Annotated in this window: 19 protein-coding genes; 10 read left to right on the top strand and 9 right to left on the bottom strand. The window is 40.5% G+C overall.

The window, feature by feature from the left end; genetic code table 11:
* Positions 1-141: 141 nt before the first annotated feature.
* The gene (locus ACM0OW_RS24445) at positions 142-582 is read right to left on the bottom strand and encodes a TOBE domain-containing protein (RefSeq protein WP_414553141.1); all 441 of its coding nucleotides are present in this window, start codon (positions 580-582) and stop codon (positions 142-144) included.
* 621 nt (positions 583-1,203) lie between these two features.
* Between ACM0OW_RS24445 and ACM0OW_RS24440 the strand changes: the two genes are divergently transcribed.
* The 5 genes from ACM0OW_RS24440 to ACM0OW_RS24420 all read left to right on the top strand — a co-directional run bounded on the left by ACM0OW_RS24440 (position 1,204) and on the right by ACM0OW_RS24420 (position 8,364).
* Entirely contained in the window at positions 1,204-2,406 is a 1,203-nt protein-coding gene (locus ACM0OW_RS24440) for an MFS transporter (RefSeq protein ID WP_414553139.1), read from the top strand.
* A 433-nt stretch (positions 2,407-2,839) separates the two neighbouring features.
* The gene (locus tag ACM0OW_RS24435; protein WP_414553137.1) at positions 2,840-3,781 is read left to right on the top strand and encodes a molybdate ABC transporter substrate-binding protein; all 942 of its coding nucleotides are present in this window, start codon (positions 2,840-2,842) and stop codon (positions 3,779-3,781) included.
* 71 nt (positions 3,782-3,852) lie between these two features.
* Positions 3,853-4,662 carry a PEP-CTERM sorting domain-containing protein gene (locus ACM0OW_RS24430; RefSeq protein ID WP_414553135.1) on the top strand — a complete coding sequence of 270 codons (810 nt, stop codon included), beginning with the start codon at positions 3,853-3,855 and terminating at the stop codon, positions 4,660-4,662.
* 198 nt (positions 4,663-4,860) lie between these two features.
* Entirely contained in the window at positions 4,861-7,503 is a 2,643-nt protein-coding gene (locus ACM0OW_RS24425) for a TonB-dependent siderophore receptor (protein ID WP_414553133.1), read from the top strand.
* A 294-nt stretch (positions 7,504-7,797) separates the two neighbouring features.
* Complete coding sequence (locus ACM0OW_RS24420; protein WP_414553131.1) at positions 7,798-8,364, top strand: transposase; 567 nt, start codon at positions 7,798-7,800, stop codon at positions 8,362-8,364.
* Positions 8,365-8,526: 162 nt separating this feature from the next.
* On the opposite strand, the gene ACM0OW_RS24415 is transcribed toward ACM0OW_RS24420, so the two are convergent.
* From ACM0OW_RS24415 to modA (ACM0OW_RS24405), 3 genes are all read right to left on the bottom strand, one after another.
* Positions 8,527-10,320 carry an iron uptake porin gene (locus tag ACM0OW_RS24415; protein ID WP_414553129.1) on the bottom strand — a complete coding sequence of 598 codons (1,794 nt, stop codon included), beginning with the start codon at positions 10,318-10,320 and terminating at the stop codon, positions 8,527-8,529.
* Positions 10,321-10,633: 313 nt separating this feature from the next.
* Entirely contained in the window at positions 10,634-10,879 is a 246-nt protein-coding gene (locus ACM0OW_RS24410) for a hypothetical protein (protein ID WP_414553128.1), read from the bottom strand.
* Between the two features lie 383 nt (positions 10,880-11,262).
* Entirely contained in the window at positions 11,263-12,114 is an 852-nt protein-coding gene (gene modA, locus ACM0OW_RS24405; protein ID WP_414553126.1) for a molybdate ABC transporter substrate-binding protein, read from the bottom strand.
* A gap of 65 nt (positions 12,115-12,179) precedes the next feature.
* Between modA (ACM0OW_RS24405) and ACM0OW_RS24400 the strand changes: the two genes are divergently transcribed.
* The 3 genes from ACM0OW_RS24400 to modB all read left to right on the top strand — a co-directional run bounded on the left by ACM0OW_RS24400 (position 12,180) and on the right by modB (position 15,245).
* The gene (locus ACM0OW_RS24400) at positions 12,180-12,404 is read left to right on the top strand and encodes a hypothetical protein (RefSeq protein ID WP_414553124.1); all 225 of its coding nucleotides are present in this window, start codon (positions 12,180-12,182) and stop codon (positions 12,402-12,404) included.
* An 84-nt stretch (positions 12,405-12,488) separates the two neighbouring features.
* A complete protein-coding gene (modA, locus tag ACM0OW_RS24395; protein WP_414553123.1) occupies positions 12,489-13,301 on the top strand; it encodes a molybdate ABC transporter substrate-binding protein in 813 nt (270 codons plus the stop codon).
* A gap of 57 nt (positions 13,302-13,358) precedes the next feature.
* Positions 13,359-15,245 (top strand): molybdate ABC transporter permease subunit, encoded by a 1,887-nt coding sequence (gene modB / locus ACM0OW_RS24390; protein ID WP_414553121.1) that lies wholly within the window; start codon positions 13,359-13,361, stop codon positions 15,243-15,245.
* A gap of 150 nt (positions 15,246-15,395) precedes the next feature.
* Here the strand turns inward: modB and ACM0OW_RS24385 are convergent, their stop codons facing one another.
* The 5 genes from ACM0OW_RS24385 to ACM0OW_RS24365 all read right to left on the bottom strand — a co-directional run bounded on the left by ACM0OW_RS24385 (position 15,396) and on the right by ACM0OW_RS24365 (position 18,458).
* Positions 15,396-15,605, bottom strand: a complete 210-nt coding sequence (locus ACM0OW_RS24385; protein ID WP_414553120.1) for a TOBE domain-containing protein — start codon at positions 15,603-15,605, stop codon at positions 15,396-15,398.
* Between the two features lie 163 nt (positions 15,606-15,768).
* Positions 15,769-16,332 carry a hypothetical protein gene (locus tag ACM0OW_RS24380; RefSeq protein WP_414553118.1) on the bottom strand — a complete coding sequence of 188 codons (564 nt, stop codon included), beginning with the start codon at positions 16,330-16,332 and terminating at the stop codon, positions 15,769-15,771.
* Complete coding sequence (locus ACM0OW_RS24375) at positions 16,289-17,071, bottom strand: hypothetical protein (protein ID WP_414553116.1); 783 nt, start codon at positions 17,069-17,071, stop codon at positions 16,289-16,291. The genes ACM0OW_RS24380 and ACM0OW_RS24375 overlap by 44 nt, the downstream gene beginning before the upstream one ends.
* Before the next feature lie 352 nt (positions 17,072-17,423).
* A complete protein-coding gene (locus ACM0OW_RS24370; RefSeq protein ID WP_414553115.1) occupies positions 17,424-17,669 on the bottom strand; it encodes a hypothetical protein in 246 nt (81 codons plus the stop codon).
* 186 nt (positions 17,670-17,855) lie between these two features.
* Positions 17,856-18,458, bottom strand: coding sequence for a hypothetical protein (locus ACM0OW_RS24365; protein WP_414553113.1), 603 nt, complete (start codon positions 18,456-18,458; stop codon positions 17,856-17,858).
* 339 nt (positions 18,459-18,797) lie between these two features.
* Between ACM0OW_RS24365 and ACM0OW_RS24360 the strand changes: the two genes are divergently transcribed.
* Both ACM0OW_RS24360 and nifH read left to right on the top strand, forming a co-directional pair.
* The gene (locus tag ACM0OW_RS24360) at positions 18,798-20,051 is read left to right on the top strand and encodes a substrate-binding domain-containing protein (RefSeq protein ID WP_414553111.1); all 1,254 of its coding nucleotides are present in this window, start codon (positions 18,798-18,800) and stop codon (positions 20,049-20,051) included.
* Between the two features lie 357 nt (positions 20,052-20,408).
* Complete coding sequence (nifH, locus tag ACM0OW_RS24355; protein ID WP_414553109.1) at positions 20,409-21,383, top strand: nitrogenase iron protein; 975 nt, start codon at positions 20,409-20,411, stop codon at positions 21,381-21,383.
* Positions 21,384-21,508 lie beyond the last annotated feature (125 nt).

Genomic DNA, 21,508 nt, shown 5'->3' with positions numbered 1-21,508 from the left:
GGGGAAGGAGAAGCGGCAGGCGGGGGCTTCTCCTTCCCCACCTAATAATGATTATTATTCACGTACTTGGTGATTTTATTGCTTGGAAGTCCCTAAATTGAATATAAAATTGAGCATTTTTGGTAATCATCACCTTTTCCTTTAATCCTTAGCAATAGCAATATCATTGGACTTAATCACCGCATAAGCTTCTGTACCTTCGATTATTTCTAACTCGTCTGCTGCGTTTGTAGTAATAATTGAAGTTAACTCAACTTCATGCACAACCCTCAATGTTACTTGAGTGCTAACTTCCCCTCTCACAACTTGTTTCACGACACCTTTGAGAATATTCCGAGAACTTACTTTAAGAGGTCGCTTAGGGGGAATATTTTCTACTTCCAAAGAATCAGCATTTTTCTTTTCTCTGGACTTGGTTGGTATTGGTGATGAAGCCGATGAAGTGTATTCATCTAGACTACGTACCAATTCTCGAAGAATTTCTGTCTTTGTGCGTTGAGAATGTTGACAAAACTCCTCTAAAATTTTGCGCTCTTCTTCAGATGTTTGAAATGTAACCCATCCTTGTTCTTTTCTTGGCATAACATTACCAATAAAATTGGTTATTTTGAATAATTTTGGTAAAATCCCATCAAGCTTTGATTCTACGCAAAAAGTTTACTTAGTCTACTCTTTGTCAGAAAAGAAGACGATTTTCAGTCTGATTGTCATAGTAATTACTAGTTTGACACTGGCAATCATCTTGCTGTTGATTACTCCACTCCCTTTAGTAGCATAGTCAAACACGAACTTATTTGTGTCTGCGGCAGCCACTATAAAAGATGTGATAGCAGAAATCACCACTTTTTACCAACAAAGTAAATTTAATGTTAGCATCAGCTATGATTTTGGTGCGTCCGATGCAGTGAAGCCCGTATTATCTGTAAAGCCAACTGTTGTTCTACGTAAGTCGGCGTGAAAATTTCAATGTATGTTATTAGGAGTTACGCATTGACAAAAAATACTAAATATGTATGAGGCTAAAAAGCACATATTTCGTAGGGGTTTAGCAATGCTAAACCCCTACCACTTTTTGCAATACGCTTTAGCGATACGCAAGGGTTTTGGTGATTTTACATTTTGTTACATAGTTATGTTTAGTTGTGCCGACTGACTTAGAACCCATGCTTCAATGTGGAGATGTCTAATTATCAATCATGGAGTATGCCACAGAAGTCGGCCGCGTTGAGGTTTGTGATTTTACTTGGTTTTGTCAGTCTTTGTGCTGATGCAACTTATGAAGGAGCGCGTAGTATTACAGGAGCTTATTTACAAGTTTTAGGCGCTAACGGCACTGTGGTAGGTCTAGTAGCTGGATTTGGAGAATTGATTGGCTATGGTTTGCGCTTATTTATCGGTTATCTCAGCGACAAGACGGGCAAATATTGGGGGATTACAACTTTAGGCTACATTTTGAACACAGCAGTTGTGCCATTATTAGCCTTCACTGGCAGATGGGAAGCTGCTGCTGGTTTGATGATGGCTGAACGCACAGGTAAAGCAATTCGTACTCCTCCCAGAGATGCGCTGCTATCCCACGGTGTCAGTCAAATCGGCAGAGGTTTTGGCTTTGGTCTGCATGAAGCAATGGATCAAACTGGTGCAGTCATGGGGCCTTTGGCAGTTGCGGCAATGGTTTATTTCCGGGGAGATTATCGCAATGCCTTCACAATCTTGATAGTGCCTGCGGTTTTGGGGTTGATTGTGTTGCTAGTTTTACAATTTATTTATCCCAATCCCAGTGATTTTGAAGAAGAAGTTGAGGGAGAAAAATCAGAGGAATTACCGCGAATTTTTTGGATTTATCTGGGTGCGGTAGCGATTATTGCTGCTGGTTATGCCGATTTTCCCTTGATTGCTTTTCATTTCCAAAAGGGAGGTATTGCTTCTGGGCAGACAATTCCTTTGTTTTATGCTTTAGCGATGGGTGTAGATGCGATCGCCGCTCTGATATTTGGATATTTCTTTGACCGCATTGGGATTTATATTTTAGTGGTTGCAGCCTTTGTTTCGTCCTTGTTTGCGCCATTAGTATTTTTAGGTGATACTCGCTGGGCTTTGTTAGGGATGGCATTGTGGGGTATTGGTATGGGAGCGCAAGAATCGGTTCTCAAAGCTGCGATCGCCAACATGGTTCCCAAAAGTAAACGCGCGACTGCTTATGGTATTTTCAGTACAGGCTATGGTCTATCGTGGTTTATCGGTAGCGCTTTGATGGGTATTTTGTACGATCATTCTTTGACTACCCTGATTGTCTTTTCCTCGGCTACTCAGTTACTAGCAATTCCCTTCTTTGTGTGGGTAAAACTGCAAGCCACTAAATTGAATCCCTTACCTGAGATGATTCCCAATCAGGACACACCTTAACTGACTAACGCTACCATAGCCAATTCCATTAGCTTGGTAGCGTTTGAGATAGCTATAGTTAGTTGTTACAGAATATCATGTATAAATAAAATCTTAATTTGCATAAGCATTACCAACCTTATTTGGTATAAAACAGCTAGATCAAAAATATTATTTGTAATTTTTTCACGTTTTAGTAGTAATATCCCTATTATAAAAGGGATTTAAGGCTTATTCAGGTTTTGTAAAGTCAGAATTTCACTACAAACCCTCATTGCTATTTACCAATTTTATTGGTATTGTTTCTTGTAATCGAAAAAACACGCACATATCAGAGTTCACCTGTAACTGTTGATAGCTAAAGTGCGTGATTTCACCATGTCCAAAATTTATATTCAGCATGGCTAACAAATAATTAGCTGAATAGTAATAACAACAGAACTGTATATAAATTATGAAGAAGGATTTTTTTGCCTTTTTATTGACAGTTTGTGCTGTCAATATCATGCTGCCAACCCAAGCTTTTGCTGTCACTCTTTACGGGGCTGGAAGTTTACGGAATAGTATCTCAGAAGTTGCTCAATCTTTTGAAGAGAAGTATGGAATTAAGGTAGAAACGCAATTTGGCCCATCTGGTTTAACACGAGAACGTATTGAAAGAGAATTTACAGAGACAGGAAAATCCGCAGATATTTTTACTAGTGCAGATACTAACAATCCTCAGACATTATTTGCAGCAGGGTTAAGTGGGCCTGTAGTAAACTTCACTAGTAACCGAATGACTGCAATTATTAGACCAGGTTTACTTGGTGTCACATCAGATAATTTATTGGACTTCTTGCTAAACCCTGCAATCAAGGTAGGAACCTCAACACCTGGAGCCGATCCGTCTGGGGACTATGCATGGCAGATATTCGATAAGGCTGACCAGGTTAAACCTGGTAGCTCTCAAATTCTCAAGGATAAGGCTTTACAATTGGTCGGTGGGAATCCTGATGCTCCTCAAGTTCCCGACGGCAAAAATAATTTAATTTACTTTCTCGAAGAAACTCAGCAAGCAGATATCTTTTTAGCTTATTACACCAGTGGGAAGGCAGCCGAGGTAATCAACCAAGAATTGCAAATATTAGAACTCCCTGACTATTTGGCTACTAAGGCTAATTATGGACTGACCATACTCAAAGATGCTGATCCTGATGGTGAAAAATTAGCTGCATATATCCTGTCATCAGAGGGACAAGCAATTTTATCCAAGTATGGTTTTAGTGCGCCTTCTACTTCTGTTCCTGAACATCAAAGTACAGGGGGAATTGTGTTTGCTCTGGGTATAGCTTTTTTGATTCAGAAGAAATTAGCTGCTACCAAAAAGCAACAAATCAAAGTGGGTAATATCTAGCAACAAAGCCGATAATTTCTGAAAACCTATCAACACCTTTTTGATCAACTAATCGAACCTACGAAAAAACTATGAATCAGTTATCTTATTTTTCGCAAAAAACGACAGAAATATGTCTTGCCGTATTAGCAGGACTAGCATCTAGTGTTGTACTTTCTAATCCTATTCATGCAGCCACATTGGGACAAAATTTGATTGTGAATGGTGATGCAGAACAAGGGGAAGGAGACCCAATCGGTAACGCAGTGGGAGAAGATATACCTTTTATGCCTGTCTGGAATACAACTGGTGAGTTTAGTGTATTGCAATATGGGGCAACAGGTTTTGAATTTACCAACGCCTTTGGTAATCTTGTGCTAGTCAGAGGACTACCTGATGCTGATAGTCCTGGTCCAAGCGATCGCGGCAACAATCTATTTTATGGTGGTGGTAACAGAGCTTCTTCTAGTGCTGCGCAACTCATTGATCTGACTGACCTTTCCTCCGTCATTGATGCTGGTAAAGGTGCATTTAGTTTAAGTGGTTGGTTAGGTGGTTATACAGATGATGAAGATAATGCTGAATTTACAATTACTTTCTTCGATGAAGCTAATCAATCTTTAGGTATTGCGAGTATTTCGTCACCAACTGCAACCGAAAGAAACAATATCACTGGGTTGTTATTTCAGTCAGTAGATGGTTCAGTACCTATAGGTACACGTCAAGTTGATGTCCTGCTGAATATGAATCATGTCAGGGGACGAGTTAACGACGCTTATGCAGATAACCTGGCGTTAGTAATTACCCAAGTTCCAGAACCATCAGCTTCCGGCTTTTTCCTTGTTGGCGCATCTTGTCTCATGGTTTTGAAATTGTCTAAAAAGCGCCGCGTCTTACAGTAGAACATACAGCAGTTTCCAGGTAGATGAGGTACAGATATTAATACTAAAACTCTTGTGGGGTGGGCATCCTGCTCGCTTTAGTGTACCTCGGCAATTTTGGTCAGTTTAACAGTTGCAACTTAACACTATAAGGGGCTGATAACTTTTGGTAATTAGTGATAGAGATTTGCCCCTAATCTCTTGGTGTGAGGAATAATCTTGAAAATAATTTATTTGCTTCGTTTGTTAACCATATTAAATGGTACTTTATTGCTATTGAGCCAATCTGCACAGGCTCAAGTTAATGAATTAGAACCAAAAAATAGAGTTACATCAACAGCTTTTACTAGTATAGATATAGAAGGTGTAGTTAGTAATGCAGACTCTCTGTTAACTCCAGCATTAGACACAACCAAACTTATTCAAATTACTGGTGTCCAAGTTAATACCAGCGCTTCTGAGGTTGAAATTATTCTCCAGACAAATACAAAAGTTTTGTCTCAGCCAATTACTAGCAGTCAAGACAATACACTGATTGCTGATATTCCTGATGCTGTATTAGTCTTGTCAGACGGTAAAGACTTGCGCGCCGATAACCCTGCACCAGGAATCCAATTAATTAGCGTTACCCAAAACAATACTAGTAGTGTCAGGGTGATTATAGTCGGAGAGACTATTGTGCCAACAGCACAGATTATCTCTAGTGAAAATGCCTTGGTATTGAGTGTATTACTTGAAGAAAATCAGCCAGATATAGAACTCACAGTTACAGGTGATCCTACAGGATACAGCCTACCTAACACCGCAGCAATCACCAGAACAGAAACACCGTTGCGTGATCTGCCCTTTTCTGTGCAGGTAGTTCCACAACAGATCATTCAAGACCAAAAAGCACTCAACGTTTATGATGCAGTCAGAAATATTAGTGGGTTTGCCCTATCGGGACAAGGTGCTGGACGTAGCGAATTTTCTTTATTGACGCGGGGGTTTACGGCTGATCAATTCCGTGATGGCTTTAGTGAAGGAAACAACGCCAACCGGGTATTTACAGACGTTTCTAATTTAGAACGAATTGAGGTTCTCAAAGGCGCAGCAGCTATACTTTACGGACAGTCGGAACCGGGGGGATTGGTAAATTTGGTGACGAAAAAACCACTACCAAATCCTGAGTATGCGGCTGAATACAACCTCGGTAGTTTTGGTTTAAATCGTGGCACTTTAGATCTTACAGGCCCTTTAGATAGCGATCGCAATTTCAATTACCGCCTCAATGTCGCCTACGATGATTCAAATAGTTTTCGTCAAGGTGTACAAACCAATCGCTTGTTTATTTCTCCCAAGTTCTCTTTCAATGTCAGTTCCCAAACAACTATCAATTTAACAGGAGAATATTTAGAAGATAGTCGTCCCATCGATTTTGGCTTAGTTGCGATCGGTAACCAAGTTGCAGACATTCCCATCAGTCGTTTCATTGGTGATCCATCCCGGAAAAATGATGTTTATCAATGGCGTGGCTATGTATCCCTAGAACATCGCTTCAGTGACAATTGGTCTTTGCAAAGTTCTTTCCGTAGCACCACTGTTGACCAAACCTTCTCTGCTATTCAAGCCAGAGGTCAGGGTATGGGTACTGGTCAGGGTATGGGTACTGGTCAAGGTATGGGGACTGGTCAAGGTATGGGGACTGGTCAGAGTATGGGTACTGGTCAAGGTATGGGTACTGGTCAGGGTCAAACCGCCTTGCAGTGTCCATCACAAGCAGATAACTTAATATCTTTAGTTGCTCAAAACAATAATCAAGATGCTAGTACAAATACTTTGCAAACTAACCTAGTTGGTAAATTTAGCACAGGTCAAATTAAACACTCAACTTTAATAGGCTTTCAGTTAGCTAGAGAATCTAGACAAGTAACCACTTTCAACGCCAATGCCGGATGTTTGGATATTTTTAGACCTAGTCACCGCTTTTCTGTTGGGAACTTTACACAAAATCTTAATCGGAACGAACAAACAAATCTTTTCGGTATTTACTTGCAAGACCTGATTACGTTAACCGATAACCTCAAGTTCTTAGTTAGTGGACGTTTTGATACTGTCGATTTTGATTTTGAGGATAATCTGAGAAATACAAGGACGAATACCTACAGTCAAGCATTTACCCCTCAGTTGGGTATTGTTTACCAACCTGTTCAAAATATTTCTCTTTATGCCAATTACAGTCGCTCTTTTGTACCTCAAACTGGTAGTAGTTTTGATGGCACTTCATTTGACCCAGAACGAGGAACTCAGTATGAAGTGGGGGTAAAAAAAGACTGGTTTGATGGACGTTTATCTTCAACTCTGGCACTTTATGAGATTACCAAAACTAATGTTTTGACAGCAGACCCGATGCGACCAACGTTTTCTTTGCAAACTGGTGAACAACGCAGTCGCGGTATTGAGTTAGATTTGATAGGTGAAATTTTACCGGGATGGAATGTAATTGCATCTTATAGTTACACTGATGCTATTATAACCAGTGATAATACTTTTCCTAATGGCAATTCTTTAGCTAATGTCCCGCGTAATACATTCAGTTTATGGACAAATTACACTATTCTTCATGGTGATTTGCAAGGATTAGGTGTTGGTGTGGGGGTTTTTGCCGCAGGCGATCGCTCAGGTGATTTGAATAATAGTTTTACTTTACCTGGTTATAGTCGTGTAGATGCTGCTGTGTATTACAATTACAATAATTTTCGCGCTGCACTCAATATCAAAAATTTGTTTGACACCCGTTATTTTGAATCTGCTCAAAGTAGAACAGGGATTTTTCCTGGTGCGCCATTAACTGTTGTGGGTTCTATTTCTTTGCAGTTTTAACTCTGGGGAATAAAAAATTAAAGTGTTGATGCGATCACTATCAATATTGTTCATTGGCTAACACTTTCTGAATTCGATTTAATCCAGAAAATCCAGGCAATAATTTTAATCATCATGTTATCTGCGTTGGCGATATGTTTCAAATGCTGATTCATCCTCTGAAAGAGAATAATATCAAATAGAGATTTATAATAAATGTACTGGTGTAGGGGTTTAGCAATGCTAAACCCCTACAAATCCCTAAATAGGCCATAAATATTTCACATATTATCAAGATAATTTATCAATCTGAAGATGTCTTATAATCCCCAAATTCACAATCGGCGTTCTATGCGACTAAAAAACTATGATTACACTCAAAATGGAGCATATTTTATTACCATTTGTACCAAAAACAGACAATGTATCTTTGGTGATATCAAGAAAGGAGAGATGAAATTAAATTCGCTAGGAACGATTGCTTATAACTATTGGCAAGAAATTCCTCAACATTTCTCACATATACAATTAGATGTATTTGTGATTATGCCTAATCATATTCATGGAATATTATGGATTGATAATACAATTACAAGGTGTAATGAGCAAAGACAATATGGAAATATGGTAGCTGGTTCAATCCCTTGTGTGATTAGATCTTATAAAAGTGCTGTTACTAAAAAGATTAATCAAATTTGCAATCAAAAAGGTGCGTCTTCAGTGTGGCAAAGAAACTTTTATGAGCATATTAGTAGGAATGAAGAATCGTTAGAATCAATTAGAAATTATATTATTAACAATCCTTTAGAGTGGAAAAATGATCATGAAAACACTGGTGATATTTATCAGCAGCACGAAATATTATTAAATATACCTTTTTAATGAATGTATGTTGGTTTGTATTCGGATTTGTATTCGGATTTGTATTCGGATTTGTATTCGGATTTGTAGGGGTTTAGCATTGCTAAACCCCTACACCATACACCCCTACATCCCTACTGTATCGTAGGCAATGCAGATCCAAATTACGTGTGCAAAAGTTATCTAAAACCGGAATGTAGTCCGAACTACTCCCGTATAAATAGTGTCATTGTTACTATTATGCTCTGGGTTAAATATCACAATTAAGCCTGGAGTAATGGAAATGTTGCTATTAAGTTGGTAGCGATATAAGGCTTCTAAATGAAAGGATGTATCACTATCTTGGCGGCGATTACTTGTTGGCGTAATCACATCTGGTCCAAAGTCATTGCTCGTTACTCTGGGTGGTTGACCAAAGATTAAACCTCCCAAGTTACCTTTTTTACCTAAGTCTGGGAAAGCGAATGTTACTGCCCAGTTCCAAATGTCTGCTTTATCGCCTCTATTGACATTTGCGCCGGAATTAATCTCAGCTATCGCTTGCGTATATCCCACCCAACCAGAAAGCACAAATTTAGGGTGAAAACGATAGCTGGTAGCCAAACTATAATGATTGGCGGAAGTAGCTACACCCGCACCAAATGGCGTATTAGCAAAAGCACTACCATAAGCTCCAGAAACTGTCACATCACCAGCCGCCGCACTTAAATAAGAGTGGGCATAAGTTAAACCCAGAGTAAAGTTGTTGTTAGGCCTAAATTCTAATTGAGCTAAAGCCCCATAACTACCGTCAAACAATCCTCTACTTGTATCAGGCTCGTTACCTCTCCTCGCAAGATAACCACCAGATAAAGTCACTGCATCACTTAACTTGAATACACCACTGACACCTGAACCGAAACGTGAACCAGTATTACTCGCACGATAAATCGGAGAAAACCGACCAAATCTCGATACAGCACCAGTGGGCGCTGATGCTAGTAAGGGATTTATCGTATTAAAGTTGTCGTAAAATTCTCCTCCCAAGGCATCAATAGTCACATTGAGTTTGTCACCGACTGGGAAACGATAAAACAGTTTACCCAGTACGACACTGTTATCTGTATTTCCATCCCAACCCAAGCGGCTCATATTTGTGCCTGTAACTACTCCACTAAAGGAGGTAGTATTGTTGGATTCTAGGCGAGTAAACAAGCGGTCTCTGCCAGTAAAGCTAGTATTGAAGTTCAAGCGAACGCGATTGGCAAAAATGGCATTATCTCGCAAACGACCGCCAGCTGCACCAAAAGCACTAGCTTCAGCAGCTTCTCGACTAGCACCTGCTGGTTGGGCGTTAATTGTTCTCCATTGGTCAGAATTGAGCGCTCTATCTTCACCAAAGACGCTCCCCAGGGTGAAAATTGCCTCTCCAGTTAACTTGGTAGTTGCCGAAAATTGTTGACTTTCTAAGGTGGCTGTCCGACCTTCTATAATATCTACCCGTCCCCTGAGTTCTCCCAGTCCATCGGCAAATTCTTGTTGTAGTCTTTGTAGGGTTTCTAAGTCTGTTTGTGTGACTAATTCTGCGGTACTACTACTGGCAATTAGTTCATTAATTCGATTCAGACAAGCATTCAGACCCGCAGCAAATTCATAACGAGTCATCGCCCGATTACCTCGGAAACTGCTATCAGGGTAGCCAGCAATACAACCGTAGCGTTCAACTAAAGATTGCAAAGCCTGGAAAGCCCAATCTGTCGGTTGTACGTCAGACAGTTGAGAGACTGAGGTGATTTGACTCATCACATCGTTTGGGATAGTTCCCAAATAAGGAGCTGCAATAGGTATAGGAACAACAGCTTGCTCCTCTGTTTGCGAAACTATACTTTCTTGTGCCTGTAACGGCATTTTTGGGTTATCTACTTCTTGTGCAGATGCACCTTCAGCTGTGATGACACTAACTGCTAGTACTATTGGAGCTATTGCAAATTTAGACATTTACCACACACCTCAAATATGATGACACCCACTTGATGGGTGAAACTATGGCTAGATCAATTTGTTGGCGTTGCTGAATCAAAGTATGAAATGCGAAAATTACCCTTGTTTTTCTTCGTACCTTTGCGCCTTTGCGCCTTTGCGTGAAATAAATTCATATTCTTAATCAGCAACGCCAATTTGTTGCTCTGTTCAAGTCAAAGCCATCAAAACGTTGTAACGTAATTGATATATAGGGTTTGCAGATATGACTGTCAGGCGATCGCACAAATACTCTTTGTATCCTGCGCCTAATACCACAAATATGAGGAAACTACTGAATTTTTAGTTGCTTTTTGCTCTGTTTTAACTGTTTCCAAAGCATTTTAATTTGGTTATAAGCTTCTTCTGGAGACAGTTTTCCGCCTGTTTGTAGGTTGCTAATGTAGCTTACCCGTTGAGCAAATTCCTGTAAATTGGCGTTAAATGCTAAATATTCTGGCTGGAATTGACCGTAATAACTGCTCTGAGGATAGAGAAAATCAGATAGATTCGCTAAGAAATTAGATTCTAATGCCATTTTGTTTACATGGGTTAGTATGGGGCGTAAAATTCTCGGTTTTTAAACGCAAAGGTACGCGGAGTTAGCGCAAAGGTACGCAGAGTTTTTGTGGAAAAGTTGCGGAAAAAAGCTTGCAGACCAGCAATATTTGCTGATCTACTGTAAGTAATCAGAGGTGTAATTCTTTATCTAACCAACTAAGTTGGTATGTATATTATACCTACTAAATTGGTAGAACTGTATCAAGAGTTACTAATTGGTAAATACTAGTGCCAATATAGCGGTTCTCGGTTGAGTAAGATACAAGAAAACCACCCCCAACCCCTGACAGGTGCAAGCGATGAGGGGACTATGATGTATTTCATTCAAGTGCATACCGCTATAAGACCACCTGATCATGGCTATGATTGAACTATGGTATAGCCATAATTTGTGTACAATGTTTTTGCCTGTTCGCTAAACAAGAACTCTACGAATGATTTCGCTGCTGTAGGGTTTTTCGTATTTTTCAGGACAGCAACTGGATAAACGACAGGAGAATGAGAAGCTTCAGGTGCGATCGCTAAAATTTTGACTTTATCGGATGTTCTTGCAGTGGTATCATGCACAATACCAACCTCAACATTACCTGCTGCTACGAAGTTGAGAATTTCTAAAGCACTTCTGGTATAAACCAGCTTGGGTTTGAGTTGTTCTAAAATCCCCAGATGTTGAAAAACTTCTTCGGCATAGACACCAAGGGGTACGCTTCTAGGTTCACCGATAGCAATTCTTTTAACAATAGGCTTTGTTAAGTCTTGAAAGCGAGATATGCCAGTTGAACTCACAGGCGCAATCAAAGCAACTCGACTTTTTATTAAATTTCTCCGAGTCTCTGCCAGCAACATTCCTTGATTTTGCAGTTCATCCATGTTTCTACTGGAGGCTGAGATAAAAATATCTATATTTGCACCCTGTTCAATTTGTCGGGTGAGAGCGCCAGAAGCAGCAAAGTTATAATTAATCTTATGCTGCGGTTGTTTTTGTTTATAGAGTTTTTGAATCTCGTCCAGGACTGGCTTTAAGCCTGCACCTGCTGATACTGTCAAGGTAATTTGTTGAGGTCTTTGGGCAATACTTGGTGAGATGTGTGTCAAGCCACCAATTATGGTTATTAGTAATAACGTCATCACCGTTAAAGCCAGATGTAAAAACTGTCTGCGGTGCAACTTTATTTTGATTTTCTGTAAAGCAAATTTCCCAGAAAGTTTCATGAGCATAACCTAAAATTAAGTTTGACAAAGTTCTAATTGCTGTTTCCCGCAAAAAAGAAAGCAAGATGATGACAGCAAGAATGAGTGAGGTTGCCGTGTTTTGTCAGGATTTGATGACCTGCAAATGTGATTTATTGGCGTTGCTGAATCAAAGTATGAAATGCCAAAATTACCTTTATTTACAATGCCTTGAGCAATGGCAATACCAACTTATCCTACTGAGAAGGGATAATTCAGAGAACGGCGATCGCGATCGCCATTCGCGTAGCGTCTCGCAGAAGAGACATTGACAAGTAGTATACCAACTTTATACTAAAAAAACTGGTAAATAATAGCAAGAAGTTGGTATTCTATGAAAAATTAGAACTTGCACAATGAAAAGGAAACGTTTTTTAAGCCTGACTACCTGGATATTGGTAGCATTTTTAGCAGTCGTTGGTTGTAATCAGGTCACAACCAACACACCTGATACCACCTCAACCCCACAGGCTCAAGCAACAGAGCTGACAATATCAGTAGCTGCTAGTATGCAAGATGCCATGAAAGCAATTGAGCCAGTATACAGAGAAAAACACCCAAACAATAAAATTACTTACAACTTTGGTAGTTCCGGCTCACTACAACAGCAAATTGAACAAGGAGCGCCTGTTGATGTCTTCATCTCGGCGGCTGAGAGACAAATAGAGGCTTTAGCTCAAAAAAATCTTTTACTTCCAGGTACTCGCAAAAACTTGTTAGGAAATGAAGTTGTTTTAATCGCTTCTCAAAAAGCCACTGGGATTTCCAACTTTCAAGATTTAAGTAGTAATCAAGTTCAACGATTTTCCATTGGCGATCCCGAAAGTGTCCCCGCCGGACAATACGCCCAGGAAGTCTTAACGTCTCTGAAGCTGTATGATGCCATCAAACCGAAAATTGTTTTCGCCAAAGATGTCCGTCAAGTTTTGTCTTACGTGGAGACTGGTAACGTTGATGCAGGTATTGTCTATGCTACAGATGCTCAGAGTTCAAACCAAGTAAAAGTAATTGCGACTGCACCAAAAGACAGTCATAAACCCATCATCTATCCTGTAGCAGTTATTCAACGTAGTCAAAATCAAGCAGCAGCTCAGGAATTTGTGGAGTTTCTTTCTAGTGACACTGCAAAACCAGTATTTGAGAAATACGGATTTACTCCCCTTAGCTAACAAATATTACTGTTCCTCTTTTCTCTGTTCCATCAGCAGTTACCAGCATTAAATCAAATGGAAACTGATTTATCCCCTTTATGGATTTCCCTCAAAACTTCTTTCGTCGCCACAATTTTTGCCTTTTTTTCAGGAATCATCGTCGCTCGGTGGATGCTGAATTATCAAGGTAAAGGTAAAGGTTTCATCGATGGTATTCTTACATTACCTTTGGTTTTACCACCAACAGTAGTAGGTTTCTTACTGTTACTGTTTTTCGGTATCAACAGTCCAGTTGGTCAACTTTTGATGGGAGTGGGATTTACTCTCATTTTCTCTTGGCCAGCAACAGTCATTGCGTCTACCGTGGTGGCCTTTCCCTTGATGTATAAGACAGTGTTAGGAGCTTTTGAGCAAGTTGAAACCGACTTTATCAACAGCGCTCGTACTTTGGGATCTCCAGAATGGAGGATATTTTGGCAAATTATCTTACCATTAGCTTGGCCTGGTGTTGTTGGTGGTACAATTCTCGCTTTTGCTAGGGCTTTAGGTGAATTTGGGGCGACATTAATGCTGGCTGGGAGTATTCCCGGTAGAACACAAACCATACCCATCGCCATCTTTTTTGCGGCGGAAGCCGGGAATATGCGTAAAGCATTAATTTGGGTATTGGTGATGGTGGCGATTTCTTTGGGCGTAATTGCGGCGATTAATTCCTGGTCTAATGCTCAACGTCCTTCAAAATCCCTGAAGAGAAAAACTCACACTTTTACCAAAAAAATCTTGAATTTTTTGATTTTTGGTCAGTTTCAAGATACGGCAACTTCAAAGCATCATTCCTCTTATCAACGATTATCACGAGAAAATATTGGCTATTCAGGGGTTCCCAGGTCAGCACCAGAACTTATAGTCAATGTACAAAAGAAGTTACCCGATTTCACCCTAGATGTTGACTTTACCGCCGATAAAAATCCTTTAGGTTTGTTAGGTGCTTCTGGTTCTGGTAAAAGCATGACTTTACGTTGCATTGCGGGATTGGAATCTCCTACTCAAGGAAAAATTGTTTTGAATGGGCGCGTCTTATTTGATAGCGAACGGGGGATTAATCTTCCTAGTCGTCAGCGTCGAGTGGGTTTTGTATTTCAAAATTATGCTTTGTTTCCTCACCTGACAGTAGCCCAAAATATTGGTTTTGGGCTGCAAGATTTGCCGAAACCAGAACGTCCCAGGCGTGTGGCAAAATATTTAGATATGATGCAGTTGTCAAGTTTAGGAGACCGTTACCCGCATCAACTTTCTGGGGGTCAACAACAGCGAGTGGCCTTGGCTAGAGCCTTGGTGAGTGAGCCAGAAGCTTTACTTCTAGATGAACCCCTCTCAGCTTTAGATAGTTATTTGCGAGATCAGATTGAAAAGTTGCTGATTAAGGTAATTTCCCAGTACGAGGGAATAAATTTGTTTATTACCCATAAGTTAGAAGAAGCTTACCGAGTTTGTGGTCATCTTTTAGTGCTTTCTCAAGGACAAGCGATCGCCTATGGGTCGAAACAAGATATATTTGAAAGACCACCAACATATACAGTGGCTCAAGTTACGGAGTGCAAAAACTTTTCTGCTGCTAGGTTAATTAACTCACACACAATAGAAGCATTGGACTGGGAATGTAATCTGAGTGTGATTGAACCTATTCCAGAACCTTTAAATTTTGTGGGAATTCGCGCTCATCAAATCAGCTTCTCAAATCAGCCCCATGAGGACAATACTTTTCCCTGCTGGTTAGCTGACACGAGTGAAACACAGCATAGAACAACTGTTTATATCAAGTTATATGAATCACCCACAGGTTCTGATGATTACCATCTCCAAGTAGAACTGTATAAAGAAAAATGGGCTGAACTTAAAGATAAGCCATTTCCTTGGTACGTGCGATTAAATCCACTACATCTGATTATGATGTCACAGTAGGGGTTTAGCAATGCTAAACCCCTACCCCCTACTTTAAGTCCAAGGAGACATTTTATGACCCTGAAAACATCACCAGCATCAAAGTACTGATTAGTTTTCAGTTCTCTGGGTCAATTGTTGTGAGATTTTTATCTTCAACGATAAAGTATTCTAATCAACAGCAACCATCACATCTGATGCTTTAATAACTGCGTAAACTTTTTTACCGGCTTGCAGGCTTAAGCTGTCGGCGGAAGATTTGGTGATAATTGATGTAATTTCTACTCCTGGTGCAAGTTCTATAATGACTTCTGTATTTACAGAACCGGGATTAACTTTTTTGACAGTCCCTTCAAGAGCATTCCGCGCGCTAATCTGCATATCTTAACCTGTATGATTGTCTTTGTACTTAGTGATAGTAACTACTAATTGTTACTGTAGTTACCACCTTCAGAAGTAGATTGTATATCATTCTAGAGAAAGATGTGAGTAAAATTACGAATTGAATGTAACTCGTAACTACTCGTCAAAAATCATACATTGATTAAGATTTTCGCAGGTTTTTCGTTGCCAGTACTGCAAATGATCCTACAATGCCAGCGATCGCACCAAACAATAAATGTGTTGTTAAAGGATAGATATATCCTGAAGACAAAAAACCATACCAAACTCCACTGCTGCTAATGATGATGCGGGTTAAAGGTTTGATGAGGTGAATTAAACCTGCTGCGATCGCCCAGAACCACACCTGCTGTTTCCATTTTCTACCTTGGTGATAGGCTAAATCCAATAATTCCCCCACCACAAGATAAAAGAACCAGTCATAAGGATCGTACCTAACACCAATCAACCATGAACAGCCCGCAGCACTAAAGCTGGTAATCGAAGCCGCACCAAAACGGGAAGTAGATAACCTCGTAGCAACAAGCGGTGTCAGCCAGATGAGTCCTCGCCACCCTGGTAATCTCAATGGGAAACGCAGATTTGCTTCAACTGCGGCAATTATCAATCCCAAGCCCACCAAAGCCAGAATTTCTAGCCAGTTCACTTGACGCAAACGCTGCTTAATATTGGCGGATGATGTCTTTGGGAGCCATTTCGTATTCATAGTTTTTCTTTCCTATTGCATCTTGATCTTCAACAGCTTTGACCACCAGCATCACAGCTTGGCCATCTATCAACACCGGACGAGGCCAGCGGCCTGTTTTCATCCTGGTTTCTTCCGAAAACTTAATTTGAATCCTGGTGTCTGACGACAACAGCCTCCCTTCTAAATCTTGAATGCGATCAATATTGAGAGTTTGATAAAGTTGGCTGGCTGTATATATCCCAGAAAGCTCATACAAACCTGGTATCCAGAGAATTCGCCCGTCGTTACCAGTTTTTCTTAAACCCACACCAGCTAAAGCTCCGATGATTCCGTCTTGTGTACCAGTCAGACCCTCTAAAAGTATCCCAGCTTGACTGGCTATTGATCTTGCTTGGGCTTGAGTCAGAACTGTTTCTTTAGCTTGTTTACCAAAAGCTTGGACAGCAGAACTGACTTGCTCCGACTGTGCTACACATAGGCCTACATCTGAGCCTGGTTCACTGTACTTGATGAGATACTCCCGACAGTAGTCGATGAGAACATTGACTGTCTCTAGCTGGGTGTCCACCAGCATACAGGCGGAACTATTGTGGGAAGTGTAAGGAATTTCTGGACTGAGGAACAATTGGTGACGAGTGATGCTAATAGTGTGAGCTAGGTTGCAATCGCTTATCTGTTTTCTCAGGTCTCGTGCTAGGTGGCCTGTCGCACCACTTGTTGTATTGTCAGTATCATCTATACCTATTAATAAATACATATCTTCACAGAGATATTTTTAATTTATTTGACTAATAAGAACATACATTAAAAGTCCAAGTTTTACAAACAAATATATTCTAAATTTTTAAATTTTTATATTTAATATCTCAGCCAAAAACATGAAAACAAGTGATGATATTAATTAAAAAATATCACCCATAAAATTATGTTATTTACTCATCAAATATAGTCATTGATGGCAAAAACTTGGCATTCTCATGATAATTATTCCAGGAGTAGAAATAGATTATACCGAAGTAAAAATCAGCTAAAAGCTTTTTGCAGCAGAATATTGGTGCTGATTTTTAATCAAGCTTTACCTGGAATAATTTGCAATTTATCTATCAGGATCAGGCAGAGTCTCCTTCAGATAAAGAATCATCTAGACTAAGTACCCACGGGATACCTTTATCAAGTGGCGAACTGACAGTAATTTTCGCTTTGTTCGCAAATAGGTTTAACTTTTCGACAAATTGAGGAACAGTTTTCATGATATTTCGGTAACTCTTCATATCGCGACAAACCAGAATTAACGTCAGAATCCCGTTATTGATTTGAAAATACCAATGACAACTCGACAACAGAATACGTGTCATTCTATTACACGTCAAGAAAAAGCTTTTTTTAATCACTTCTTCAAGCTGTCTGAATAGTATTTCACTCACTTGTATTGTGAGATTTGAAGGCAGATCATCTGGAGGTAAGTATTGCTGATTCATAATATATTTCTGGGCTTCATTTACAGCAGCTAAAAGGTTGTTGTGCAGAGCAGCCTGATATAATCAGCACTCTTGTTCTTGCGTCACAATCCACAGTAAGTCTAGCCACAATTGGGGATAAATATCCTTCAGATTTGACAGGCGATCGCGCACCAAGTTGTTAGCATTCAAGCAAACAATCTCAAGGAGTCCCAAATATTCTGCCACTTCTCTGAGGAGATTTTTTTTGGCTATTACATCACCAATCAGTCTGTCAGGACAATAAATTCCCAGGTATGGTACATGAGAAATTTCCGCTTTTATACAAGCTCTTCTTGAGTATTGATGAGGATTGATCACCTTTACATAACAATGGCGTAGCAGTTGCCACACACTTGGGTGCGTATACTCGATAATTACATTAAATTGTTGGGCTAAGTCTTCTTCAGTAATCATTACTCTCTCCAATGCTGATGTCCCAATAACCATCCATAAACTCCGAATTATCTGGCGTTTTGCGCTGACCATAGGGTATTCAAATTCTGATATCTGCACACCTTGGCTAGTACCTGATGGTGCAGAAACAACTAAATACTCCTGTGAGTAAAATCGATAATTTTTAGTGCTGCCTAAATTTTTGCATCTGGCGGAATTGGTTGGTATTGTTCTTAGGCTTATGTGAGTCACATATCAAGCATCAAAGCCGAAATTAATTGATAAAACTGTATTAATTGCTACTATTTACCAATTTAGTTGGTAATTTTTGAATTTTATTTAAGTCTTTTACTAACCAAAAATCAGGCTTTTGGCTGATAAACAGCATACTTGAAAAGGTCGCCAGAAAAAAAACTTGCGCGTCGCAAGCAAATTGGCGAAATGTGTGATAATCTATTTATAGAGGGAATCAAAACAGCAAAAGCACAAAAAGTCTGACAAGAAAATGATACGAACTGAAAGACTATGCTTTTGTCTTGGCAGATTTTAGTTAAATCCGCTACGGCTTCTGCAAACTGAGAGATAAAGCCAATGAAGCAGGATAGTAACCTCCAAAATAACTTGAAGTCAATCAGAACCCGTCTATGTATGAGCCAACAAGATTTGGCTAACTTAGCTGGTGTAACTCGTCAAAGTATTAGTGGCATAGAGTCGGGACAATATGCACCCTCAGTGTCCATAACACTTCGTTTAGCTAAGGCGTTGGGCTGTCAAGTGGAGGATCTATTCTGGCTAGAGCAGGATTTACCTCAAATCGAAGCAGTAATTGCCAAATCTGTCTCATGTAGTCAGAAACTGCGAGTCAGTCTAGCTCGCGTAGGAGGGCAGTGGATAGCTTATCCTTTAATTGGCAAGGATGCTTTTCGCCAAGATATGATTCCCGCCGATGGTGAAACAGTTGCGGTGAGTCACCCCGTAGTAGGGAGTAGCGCCAGCAGTAGCGACGCAGGAACGTCACCCGTAAGGGTAGAAGAGCTACCCAGCATCAGCAAACTGCTAAACCCGAAAGGTGAAAGTGAGACTCAGACGCATACAGATAAAGTCAAAGTCCGCCTGCTAGATGATAATTTGGCGACACTCCACAACACAGTTGTGATTGCTGGCTGTTCACCGGTGATTTCATTATGGGCGAGAGCGACTGAACGCTGGCATCCCCAATTGCGAGTTCAATTTAACTTTGCCAATAGTATGGCTGCTTTGCAAAGTCTGTGCAGAGGTGAGGCTCACATTGCCGGGATGCACTTGTACGACCCTGTGACTGGTGACTATAATACTCCCTTTGTTCGAGATATTCTGGTGGGGAGACAAGCAGTGTTGATTACCTTGGGGGTCTGGGAAGAGGGACTTTTGGTAAAATCTGACAACCCAATGGGAATCAGCACAATTACCGATTTAGTAGATGCAAAAGCGACCATTGTCAACCGCGAAATAGGTTCTGGCAGTCGTTCACTTTTGGAACAAACATTGCAACAGGAGCGAGTTCCGTTCCATGCTGTGCAAGGATTTAATCATGTTGTCTACAGCCATCAAGATGTTGCCCAAGCTGTAGCATTAGGAGTTGCCGATGCAGGTGTTAGCATCGCCTCTGTAGCAGCTGTCTTTGGGCTGGGATTTATCCCTCTGCAACGGTCAAGATACGATTTGGTAATTCTGAAAGAATATTTGGAAGAAGTGCCAGTACAGCAATTGTTAGGGACTTTGGGACATCGACTGGTTCATTCACAATTAGAAGTTCTTGGCGGCTACGATATCAGCAAACTCGGAGAAACAGTAGCGACCGTTTAGAGTGAATTGCAAATTTGGTTGGTTATGTGGTTTAGGGAATAACTCTGCGTAAATTTTCATTCCTCCTGCAACCACTCTTTAGGCTTGAGCAACCTATTAGGTCTTGACAATAACTGAATCATGCTGAATTGAGAGAGTCCGAGTCTTTCTACATGAACTTTGTGCTTACTCTTCAATTCCTACAAACTTACAAACTTACCAACAATTAAATATGTTTGGGATTTTAACTGTTTTTGTTGTAGAACGCGCACCGCCAAAGACGTTCTACGAAAGGTTACAGATGTAACTCGACAGTGTAAATGATTCACAGATTGCAGACCCACGTAAATTGCACAATTACTCGGAGACTAAATCATCATGTCCGACGGAAAAATTAGACAAATAGCATTCTACGGTAAAGGTGGTATCGGTAAATCTACCACCTCCCAAAATACCCTCGCCTCTATGGCGGAAAAGGGTCAACGCATCTTGATTGTCGGATGTGACCCCAAAGCTGACTCTACCCGCTTGATTCTGCACTGTAAAGCCCAAACCACCGTGCTGCACTTAGCTGCTGAACGGGGTGCTGTGGAAGATATAGAACTCGAAGAAGTTGTGATTGAAGGCTTCCGAGGTATCAGATGCGTGGAATCTGGTGGGCCAGAACCTGGGGTAGGTTGTGCTGGTCGTGGTATTATCACCGCCATCAACTTCCTTGAAGAAAACGGCGCTTACTCAAACGTAGATTTTGTCTCCTACGACGTATTAGGTGACGTTGTGTGTGGTGGTTTCGCCATGCCAATTCGGGAGGGGAAAGCGCAAGAAATTTACATCGTTACCTCTGGGGAAATGATGGCGATGTTCGCTGCTAACAACATCGCTCGTGGTGTTCTCAAGTACGCTCACACTGGTGGTGTGCGCTTGGGTGGTCTGATTTGTAACAGCCGTCAAACTGACCGGGAAGATGAACTGATTAGCACCCTAGCAGCCAGATTAAGCACCCACATGATTCACTTCGTCCCGCGTGACAATATCGTGCAACACGCCGAATTGCGTCGGATGACCGTTAACGAATACGCACCTGACAGCAAACAAGCTAATGAATACCGCACATTAGCAGACAAGATTATCAACAATACAAATCTGGCTGTTCCTACACCCATTGAAATGGATGAGCTAGAAGATTTGTTGATTGAGTTCGGTATTCTGGAAAGTGAAGAAAATGCCGCAAAACTAATTGCCACAGCACAAGCTCAAGAGGATAAAGAAAAGAGACAAGAAGATGCTGAAGGCGAAGCACTCGAAGCACTAGCAAAAGGTAACGTGGAAATTGTTGCTGGTGACAAAAAGTAGATTTAGTGTTGGCGTTAGCTACTAAATCCAGGTGAACATGGTGGGGTGGGTTATTTCCACCCACCCTAGCAATACTATTCGTAAAGGAATTAAAGAATTAAGTAGTGGGATTACTTGTGTAGATA

Origin of the sequence: Anabaena sp. CCY 0017, assembly GCF_963920885.1 — a bacterium.
GTDB lineage: Bacteria > Cyanobacteriota > Cyanobacteriia > Cyanobacteriales > Nostocaceae > Nodularia.
The sequence above is the reverse complement of the archived record's forward strand: the minus strand, read 5'-3'. Positions and strand labels throughout refer to the sequence as shown.

What these genes read in the sequence shown, in the direction of transcription:
- ACM0OW_RS24445 (WP_414553141.1), bottom strand. Translation starts at nt 582, where the DNA reads ATGCCAAGAAAAGAACAAGGATGGGTTACATTTCAAACATCTGAAGAA.
- ACM0OW_RS24440 (WP_414553139.1), top strand. Translation starts at nt 1,204, where the DNA reads ATGCCACAGAAGTCGGCCGCGTTGAGGTTTGTGATTTTACTTGGTTTT.
- ACM0OW_RS24435 (WP_414553137.1), top strand. Translation starts at nt 2,840, where the DNA reads ATGAAGAAGGATTTTTTTGCCTTTTTATTGACAGTTTGTGCTGTCAAT.
- ACM0OW_RS24430 (WP_414553135.1), top strand. Translation starts at nt 3,853, where the DNA reads ATGAATCAGTTATCTTATTTTTCGCAAAAAACGACAGAAATATGTCTT.
- ACM0OW_RS24420 (WP_414553131.1), top strand. Translation starts at nt 7,798, where the DNA reads ATGTCTTATAATCCCCAAATTCACAATCGGCGTTCTATGCGACTAAAA.
- ACM0OW_RS24415 (WP_414553129.1), bottom strand. Translation starts at nt 10,320, where the DNA reads ATGTCTAAATTTGCAATAGCTCCAATAGTACTAGCAGTTAGTGTCATC.
- ACM0OW_RS24410 (WP_414553128.1), bottom strand. Translation starts at nt 10,879, where the DNA reads ATGGCATTAGAATCTAATTTCTTAGCGAATCTATCTGATTTTCTCTAT.
- modA (WP_414553126.1), bottom strand. Translation starts at nt 12,114, where the DNA reads ATGAAACTTTCTGGGAAATTTGCTTTACAGAAAATCAAAATAAAGTTG.
- ACM0OW_RS24400 (WP_414553124.1), top strand. Translation starts at nt 12,180, where the DNA reads ATGATGACAGCAAGAATGAGTGAGGTTGCCGTGTTTTGTCAGGATTTG.
- modA (WP_414553123.1), top strand. Translation starts at nt 12,489, where the DNA reads ATGAAAAGGAAACGTTTTTTAAGCCTGACTACCTGGATATTGGTAGCA.
- modB (WP_414553121.1), top strand. Translation starts at nt 13,359, where the DNA reads ATGGAAACTGATTTATCCCCTTTATGGATTTCCCTCAAAACTTCTTTC.
- ACM0OW_RS24385 (WP_414553120.1), bottom strand. Translation starts at nt 15,605, where the DNA reads ATGCAGATTAGCGCGCGGAATGCTCTTGAAGGGACTGTCAAAAAAGTT.
- ACM0OW_RS24380 (WP_414553118.1), bottom strand. Translation starts at nt 16,332, where the DNA reads ATGAATACGAAATGGCTCCCAAAGACATCATCCGCCAATATTAAGCAG.
- ACM0OW_RS24375 (WP_414553116.1), bottom strand. Translation starts at nt 17,071, where the DNA reads ATGTATTTATTAATAGGTATAGATGATACTGACAATACAACAAGTGGT.
- ACM0OW_RS24370 (WP_414553115.1), bottom strand. Translation starts at nt 17,669, where the DNA reads ATGACACGTATTCTGTTGTCGAGTTGTCATTGGTATTTTCAAATCAAT.
- ACM0OW_RS24360 (WP_414553111.1), top strand. Translation starts at nt 18,798, where the DNA reads ATGAAGCAGGATAGTAACCTCCAAAATAACTTGAAGTCAATCAGAACC.
- nifH (WP_414553109.1), top strand. Translation starts at nt 20,409, where the DNA reads ATGTCCGACGGAAAAATTAGACAAATAGCATTCTACGGTAAAGGTGGT.